The sequence below is a fragment of the Yaniella sp. genome, assembly GCF_030453185.1.
GTDB lineage: Bacteria > Actinomycetota > Actinomycetes > Actinomycetales > Micrococcaceae > Yaniella.
The window spans coordinates 1-7,381 of the sequence record NZ_JAKDKW010000096.1; the positions used below are offsets into that span (position 1 = coordinate 1).

The following is a 7,381-nucleotide window of genomic DNA, read 5'->3' on the forward strand; positions in this document are numbered from 1 at the left end:
CTTGCGGTCAATGGTTGCTGGGGAGATGTCGATAGTTGGTGTGCTTGATACACCACCCGCGGTGGTGGAAGCACACGGCGATAGGCTTCACCCGCCGGTCAACATAAGCATTCCATACCGCAGTAATTGACGCATTGATCTCGCGTTCCAGGATGATGGTGTCGTGTACGGTCTGGCGCATCTCGTCTCCTTAGACTCGGGTTTTCGACCCAGCCAGGACCGTCATGTGTTGAGACGCTGGTCGCCAGAGTCCCGCCTGAATGGCCGTGAGTTCTTTGAAAATGGTTGGCGTGACTTCGTCTAACGCATGCATGTAATCCGGCACCATCTCACGCGGTAGCCGCAGTCCAACTGTCAAATGTGGGTTCCACCGAGGACCACGACCATCCGGGTTCAATGCGCTGATCTCGCGTGCTGCGATTTCCAACGCATCTGTGGTTTCAAGAAGCCACGCGACCGTCTGTTTGCGTTTCGTGCCAAAAACAACGGTACCTACCCGCCGGAAACTGGCAGGAATCACCGGTGGTAGCAATTCCGCAGCACGTTCCACAACATCATTTGCCATTGCCGGTGAGAAGGTGATCGTAATGTGTGGCGTTTGGTGCTGTGTCGGAAAGCCGCGTTCCGCGAGCTTGGCGAAGATCTCGCGCACCTGCTGTTCTTCCTCTTGCGGAAGGTGTAACAGAATGTTTTCAGGTGATGCCATCGCGTCATACCCCTCAATCTGATTCCGCGATCGTCCCTTCGCCGATATCTTCTTTCCAGGTTTCTGCATTATCCGCCATGAAGCGCTGCATCAGTTCAATACATTGCGCATCATCCATGATGATGACTTCGAGGCCTGCGTCGCGGAGTCTCTCCAGGTCTCCTCTGAAGGCAGTCGCTTCGCCAACAATCACGCGTGGAATCTTGAAAAGCAGTATGGCACCAGTACACATTGAGCATGGCGCGAGTGTTGTGAAGATGGTGCAATCTTGGTAGTTGCTGCGCAGCCCAGCGTTTCGCAAACATGAAATCTCAGCGTGCGCTGTCGGATCCGCTGATTGGACCCGCTGATTATGACCGACCCCGATGACCTCGCCGTTTCCATCAACGAGCGCGGAACCGATGGGCAGTCCGCCCTCCTCGAAGGATTTTTGTGCCTGACTTTTTGCAAGCGAAAACGCTTTGCTATCCGATGCTTGCCACATGGCTGTCATCGTAGCAATCAAGCTGTTGGCCTCAACAGCTTCCATCCACTGAGATGAGTCTGAACTCTGGCTGATGTCGACGAGCAATCCGGATTCTTCCGATGTTTCGAAGTTGCGCCAGGAACTTTCTCAGCTACGAATCTCGCAGCAATGTAGTGCAGATCTACTCACGCTCAATGAACGGCAGGACACTGGAGCCATCCCCCATTGAGTCTGTTGCGATGATTCCAAGTGTTCCATCCGCATGCAGGATCACAGCCTGGACGTCGGCAAGCGACCCTTGCCCGGCTTGACGGGCAGCGGTGTGCACGTCGAGGTCGGTGAGTCGGTGCCGTCGCAAGGCTTTGGTCTGCACCTCACCTTCGTAGTAGAGCAACACCGGGGGCGAGTCGAGGAGCCGGCGCATGAATCTCCACCGCGACCGCAAGGCGGCCAGCGACCACTGGATAACCACCAGCAGTATCAACGCCACGACTGCCTGGGTGAGGCCAACGTCAACCGCCGTAACGACGCGGCCGAACACAGAGCCCAGGCTGACTGCGATGACGAAATCCAATGGGGTCATCTTGGCCATCGTGCGCGGGCCAGTTCCTCGTAGCAGTATGACTAGAGTGAGATAGCCGACCGTGCCGATCAACAAGGTATGCAGGATCGCTTCCCAGCCGGTCCAAAAGTAACTTATATCCATCTGGCCATTTTTGCACGGACATTGCCGGAACGTTGGGATGTCTAGTGGCATGCGAAAGGCCCGCCACCAATCGGTAGCGGGCCCTTGAGATTCGTTACTCAGCGCATGGAGTGATTAGGCAGTTTGCTGACGGTGTTTACCTTCGGCAGCTTCTTCGATGAGCTTGGCGTTGAACGCATCGAGATCGCCCGGGTTCCGTGAGGTGGTTAAACCATTATCTACGACGACTTCTTGGTCGACCCAGTTGGCTCCCGCATTCTTCAAGTCGATGGAAATCTTATCGACGCTGGTGACTTTCCGGCCTTCGACGACGCCAGCGTTGATCAACAGCCATGGGCCGTGACAGATGGAGGCGACCGGCTTCTTAGCTGAGAAGAATCCGCGCACGAAGTTCAGGACGTCGTCGTTGGTACGCAGCGTATCCGCGTTTAGGGTGCCGCCGGGCAACACAACAGAGTCGAAGTCTTCGGCTTTTGCTTCGCTAATGTGGCGACCCACGGTGAAAGAGTCCCCGTGATCCCAGTCGCCCTGCATGGCGGTAATGCTGTCTTTCTTATCTGAGACCAGCACCGGAGTAGCTCCGGCATTTTTTACAGCTTCCCACGGTGAGGTAAGTTCCACTTGCTCAACGCCGTTGGTGGCGACGAATGCAATAGTGTGTCCGTTTAGGTTTCCAGTCATACAGACCTCCTTGAGTCCTTGATGTTGGACTGCAGTTTCCACTCAAACAGTCTCAATCCATCATGGCAAGCCCTGTTCAACGAAGACGGTTATGGACACCTACTATGCTTTGAGCACGTACCGCAGAGTCTCCACTACCTGGTCTGTGGTTGTACACCAGGCCTGCGCCTCGGCGTCGACTTCTTTGAGTGGGTGGACGATGCCCTCGTCGTGGAGCGTCACGTAGGGCTTACCCAACGCAGCACAGTAGCCAGCATCAAAAGCGGCGTTCCACTGCTTGTACTGGTCGCCAAAACGGACCACCACAAAATCACTCTGCTCGATCAAGGTGCGTGTGCGAATGGCGTTCACCTTGGCGGACTGGTGATCACGCCAGAATTGGTTATCGGGCTTACCCAAGTGATCGCCAGCAGCATCGCTAGCAGGGTGATCCGTTACCGGCGCGGTAAAGACCACATCCAATCCAGCGGCCTCGGCACCGCGTTGGATCTCCTCGCGCCAATCAGAGTGGATCTCACCGGAAAGATAGACATTAAAACTCATGACTGCAACCTCCTGAAACGGATATGAATAGATCTAATTCCTCATTCACCATACCTACAGTCCTCTGGAAACGACCAGCATCCTGTACGGTCTGGCGGGGCTTGCCATGGCAGACAAGGTCTGAGGTATCACCACAAGCGATGAATCTCGCGGCTGCGTTTCTACTGCTAACCGTAGTACTCCGGATGCAGTTCCATCACAGCCTCACTCCACTGTTGAAAATCATTAGGACACATATGCTGCATGCCGTACACCATAATGTCTGCCATGCTCATCTCCGCTTGAGCTCGTTGTGCTTCCGGGAGACTTTCCGGAAGCTGACTTCCAAAGAGTGGTGAAGTATCGATGTGCATCTGAACAGTTGAAGCATCTGTATCGTGATTGTTCAAGATTGCTGTTTCACATGCATCAGCGGTCAAGGCGAGCGTTACACTCTCGGCTTCGGGGGTCCAAACTCCGCCTTGATCTTCAACGTGAGTGCGCTGTTCTTCGATAAATTGTTTTTGTTCTGGCGTGACTGCTGACAGTGGCGAGCCGTCAAGTGGCAGTTGTTGATCCTCCATGAACTGGTCCCTCTCGGTTAGAGCATCTTCCACAGCCGGCTGCTCGGACTCTTTGCCGTCGGTCACGACCGGGTCTTGCGCTGTTGTCGAGTCGGGAACTTGGGGTTGGTTCTCCGCTTCCTCCGTGGCTACGTCACTGGTGACAGGTTTTATCTCCGGTGAGACTTCTTCTTCAGAAGAGCACCCTGAGCACACCAGACCAGTTATCATCGCCGAAGCTAGGACTATTTTTGAGTGATGGAACGAGACATATGAACCTGTTCGTTGGTCGACAATACTTATTTTTCGGCGAGCTGTTTGATAGCAGCCAGCGTAGCCGGTATCCCCCGGTGGGCATCTTCGATGCGTGCTTCGATCAGACCAGAGGCTTTATCTCCAAATTTGTCATGGAACATCTCAACTCCAGCGGGTAGGAACTCCCAGAACTCCGTAAGTTCAGTCCCATCATCGAGTGGCGCCAGTTTGTAGGTCCATTGGACGTAGCCGTCGCCCACGACCCAAGCGAACTCACGACCCCGCTCGGCAGCAACAACCTCACTCACGGTTTCCCAAGTCCGACCATCGCGCTCATTCCGTCCCGTAAAGCGTGCACCGACTTGTGCGGAGTCACCGTCATGCCACCAACAGCTTTTGCAGATTGGGCTCCACTCGCCGGTTCTGGTTACATCAGAAATCAGATCGTAGACCTCTTCTGGGGAGGCATGTATAGCGATCGTTTCTTGATGCTTGAAGCTAGCCATAGCAAAAGTATTACAGGCTTCAACCAAACCCACAACGGTTCGCCTAGCAAAGTCGGGCGAAAAGGGCCATACAACGGCTGAGGAATCGCTATGTCACGAGACTGATGGTTAGGCTGGGTACATGGCCACAGTTATTCTTGTGCGGCACGGCCGCACCACAGCCAACGCCGCCGGAGTGCTGGCAGGCCGCTCCCCCGGGATCAAACTCGATGAGACCGGACACGAACAGGCCGCCCACACCGCGGACCGTTTAGCCGCACTGCCCTTAGTCGGCGTGGTTTCCAGCCCGCTGGAGCGATGTGAACAGACAGCCCAGGCTGTCCTGAAACGCCAGGCACAAACCGGCGATATGCTAACGGACGCGGATTTAACCGAATGCGATTATGGAACCTGGCAAGGCCGTGCCCTCACCGAACTGGCCACCGAGGATCTATGGTCGCAGGTGCAGTCACACCCGTCAGCGGTGACTTTCCCAGATGGCGAATCCATGGCCGGAATGCAAGCACGGGCGGTGTCGGCCATTCGGCGTCACGACGCAGCCTTCGAGGCCAAGCATGGAACCGGGGCTGTGTGGGTGGCAGTCAGCCACGGAGACATCATCAAATCGGTCCTGGCCGATGCCTTAGGGATGCACCTGGACCTCTTTCAGCGTCTGAATGTGGGCCCGGCCTCCGCATCGATTGTGCATTACGGTACAAGCAGTCCGCGGGTGTTCGCGATAAACACTGAGGCCGGGGATCTCTCCTGGCTTGCACCGGGCCTGCACACTTCCGAGGCACCGGTAGGCGGCGGAGCAGGCCACCAAGCATCATGAACACAACAGGTCTAGGATACTAAAATGCCCACAACAGTCCACGAGTTTAACTGGCCCGATCGCGTTGTCATTGGGACCATCGGCAGACCCGGTGAACGAACCTTCTACTTACAGGTACGTACTGGAGCGCAGCTGGCCAGCGTCGCCCTAGAGAAACAGCAGGCGGCGCTGGTAGCAGAAATGATCGACAAGATTCTTGATGAACTGAGCACTCTCGAGGGAAATCCACACAGCGTCCCAACGCATACCCCCGTGGAACTGGTCGATAATGAACCGTTGGAAGAGGTTGTCGAACTCTTCCGGGTAGGCTCCATGAACCTAAGCTGGGACCCCACCATGGCACAGGTGGTGTTGGAGGCATACGCCCTAGATGATGCTGACATCGAAGAGGAACTCGCACAGCAAGAACCAACTTCCGACACACTTCTGCGGGTTCAGATGCCGGTCGGTATGGCCCGTGCTTTCGCCAAACGGACCGGTGAAATAGTGGCCGCAGGGCGTCCAATTTGTGCCCTCTGCGGTCATCCCATTAACCCCGACGGACACACCTGCGCCGGACCCGAACTGTAATGCCAGACCAAGAGCTACTCACCGCCGAGCTGGAACTTACCGGCCGCATCACCACAGCATCAAATGCAACATTTCTGGGTAGCATCGGAGAAGTAAGCGTCGTCTACAAGCCGATCGCAGGCGAAAAACCATTATGGGACTTTCCGCACGGCACGTTAGCCCGCCGGGAGGTGGCCGCTTTTCTCGTGTCCGAGACCCTCGGCTGGAACCTGGTGCCGCACACCTGGCTGCGCGACGGTCCCTTCGGTGAAGGGATGGTGCAACTGTGGCAGGAAGTAGCTCCCGCACAGCATGCGGTAAAGCTGCTGCCAACCGAGCAACTACCCACCACGGGTTGGAAAACCGTTCTGCACGGACAGGATAACAACGGGGAACACGTCACGCTGCTTCACGAAGACAGCCCGGGGCTACGACGCATGGCCATATTCGACGCGGTGATCAATAACGCTGATCGAAAAGGCGACCATATTCTCGCCATGTCCAACGGGCACCGGTACGGAGTGGATCATGGGCTGAGCTTTCACCACGAACATAAACTACGCACCGTGCTCTGGGGGTGGGTTGACGAGCCGATTACCGAGGAAGAGTCGGACGGAATCGACCGGCTGAGCCAAGCGTTATCCGGAGAGCTTGGCCACGAAGTAGCCAAACTCCTGAGTTCCGAGGAACTTTCCGCCCTAGCTGACCGTTGCGCTGAATTGCGCCAAACCGGGCAGTTCCCTGCACCCCGCAGCCAAATGCCTGCTGTACCCTGGCCCCTGTTTTAGAGGAAACCACAGCGCTCCACAGATCAACGACGACGTGCGATCAGCGCTGCGACAATTCGGGATGCCAGAAGCTCAGGTAGAAGCGATCGTGATGATGGCCGCTGGACTCAGTGAGGATTTCACGCCCGAGAATCCGCGCACCTACGCCACGACAACACCCACCACGCTGAAGAGCTGGGCAGCACAACACCTCGGCTGATCCATGATCAGGACGTCAACGGTGCCACGAGCTTCGCAGCACCGGACGCGCGCCGACCTCATCCGTGAGATGTGGTCCCAGCTCGCGGGGATGTATAACTTCGTCCTGGGAGCCGTGGCTATGGCCGCCGTGCATAACGCTCGGCGTCAAGAACGCTAGCCGGTAAACCTACATTCGACTGCGTTCCGGCCCAGACCAACCTCTTGTTCAAGGCCCCGTGCTCGGGGAGACTGTTGCCATGAACATTGAGCGCATCGTCCCCAATCTGAGTACTTCAGACCTCCGCCGAACGGTAGACGAGCACGTCAGGACTCTGGGACTCCAGGTGGTCATGGACCATGGCTGGATCGTCACTCTGGCCGATTCCGAAGGCCATCAGCTGAGCATCGTCTCGGCAGATGCCACTGCTCCTGAGAATCCCGACGTCTCCGTCTTTGTTGACGACGTCAACGACGCTTATGACCGCGCTGTCGCAGCAGGAGTCGAGATCATTTACCCGCTCACGGCGGAGAATTGAGGCGTTACACGGTTCTTTTAGCGCGATAGATCAGGAAATGTGATCAACGTCGGGACGCATTCGAACGAAGCCTTCGACCCGATCACACGTTGAACCGGAACTCCACCGC

General features: G+C 56.3%; 14 protein-coding genes. 6 read left to right on the top strand and 8 right to left on the bottom strand.

The genetic code is table 11. The features are described 5' to 3' along the window. Positions 1-7 precede the first annotated feature (7 nt). The 8 genes from L0H14_RS11100 to L0H14_RS11135 all read right to left on the bottom strand — a co-directional run bounded on the left by L0H14_RS11100 (position 8) and on the right by L0H14_RS11135 (position 4,405). Positions 8-181 (bottom strand): hypothetical protein, encoded by a 174-nt coding sequence (locus tag L0H14_RS11100; RefSeq protein ID WP_301421836.1) that lies wholly within the window; start codon positions 179-181, stop codon positions 8-10. Between the two features lie 9 nt (positions 182-190). Next, positions 191-706, bottom strand: a complete 516-nt coding sequence (locus tag L0H14_RS11105) for a 2'-5' RNA ligase family protein (protein WP_301421837.1) — start codon at positions 704-706, stop codon at positions 191-193. 13 nt (positions 707-719) lie between these two features. After that, positions 720-1,277, bottom strand: coding sequence for a nucleoside deaminase (locus L0H14_RS11110; protein ID WP_301421838.1), 558 nt, complete (start codon positions 1,275-1,277; stop codon positions 720-722). Between the two features lie 76 nt (positions 1,278-1,353). Beyond that, on the bottom strand, positions 1,354-1,878 hold the full coding sequence (locus tag L0H14_RS11115; RefSeq protein WP_301421839.1) for a DUF421 domain-containing protein: 525 nt from the start codon (positions 1,876-1,878) through the stop codon (positions 1,354-1,356). Positions 1,879-1,992: 114 nt separating this feature from the next. Further along, positions 1,993-2,559: a type 1 glutamine amidotransferase domain-containing protein gene (locus L0H14_RS11120; RefSeq protein WP_301421840.1), complete on the bottom strand. Its 567-nt coding sequence runs from the start codon at positions 2,557-2,559 to the stop codon at positions 1,993-1,995. A 102-nt stretch (positions 2,560-2,661) separates the two neighbouring features. Beyond that, positions 2,662-3,102: a YtoQ family protein gene (locus L0H14_RS11125; protein ID WP_301419697.1), complete on the bottom strand. Its 441-nt coding sequence runs from the start codon at positions 3,100-3,102 to the stop codon at positions 2,662-2,664. A gap of 167 nt (positions 3,103-3,269) precedes the next feature. After that, a complete protein-coding gene (locus L0H14_RS11130; protein ID WP_301421841.1) occupies positions 3,270-3,875 on the bottom strand; it encodes a hypothetical protein in 606 nt (201 codons plus the stop codon). 68 nt (positions 3,876-3,943) lie between these two features. Beyond that, entirely contained in the window at positions 3,944-4,405 is a 462-nt protein-coding gene (locus L0H14_RS11135; RefSeq protein WP_301419693.1) for an SRPBCC family protein, read from the bottom strand. 121 nt (positions 4,406-4,526) lie between these two features. On the opposite strand from L0H14_RS11135, the gene L0H14_RS11140 reads away from it, so the two are divergent. From L0H14_RS11140 to L0H14_RS11165, 6 genes are all read left to right on the top strand, one after another. Beyond that, positions 4,527-5,219, top strand: coding sequence for a histidine phosphatase family protein (locus L0H14_RS11140; protein WP_301419692.1), 693 nt, complete (start codon positions 4,527-4,529; stop codon positions 5,217-5,219). A gap of 24 nt (positions 5,220-5,243) precedes the next feature. Continuing rightward, positions 5,244-5,789 (top strand): DUF3090 domain-containing protein, encoded by a 546-nt coding sequence (locus L0H14_RS11145; RefSeq protein ID WP_301419690.1) that lies wholly within the window; start codon positions 5,244-5,246, stop codon positions 5,787-5,789. Then, a complete protein-coding gene (locus L0H14_RS11150) occupies positions 5,789-6,556 on the top strand; it encodes an SCO1664 family protein (RefSeq protein WP_301421842.1) in 768 nt (255 codons plus the stop codon). Before L0H14_RS11145 ends, L0H14_RS11150 begins: the two co-directional genes overlap by 1 nt. A gap of 34 nt (positions 6,557-6,590) precedes the next feature. Continuing rightward, a complete protein-coding gene (locus L0H14_RS11155) occupies positions 6,591-6,755 on the top strand; it encodes a hypothetical protein (RefSeq protein ID WP_301421843.1) in 165 nt (54 codons plus the stop codon). A gap of 21 nt (positions 6,756-6,776) precedes the next feature. Further along, positions 6,777-6,914, top strand: coding sequence for a hypothetical protein (locus tag L0H14_RS11160; RefSeq protein WP_301421844.1), 138 nt, complete (start codon positions 6,777-6,779; stop codon positions 6,912-6,914). A 79-nt stretch (positions 6,915-6,993) separates the two neighbouring features. Beyond that, positions 6,994-7,272 (top strand): VOC family protein, encoded by a 279-nt coding sequence (locus L0H14_RS11165; RefSeq protein WP_301421845.1) that lies wholly within the window; start codon positions 6,994-6,996, stop codon positions 7,270-7,272. Positions 7,273-7,381: the final 109 nt, after the last annotated feature.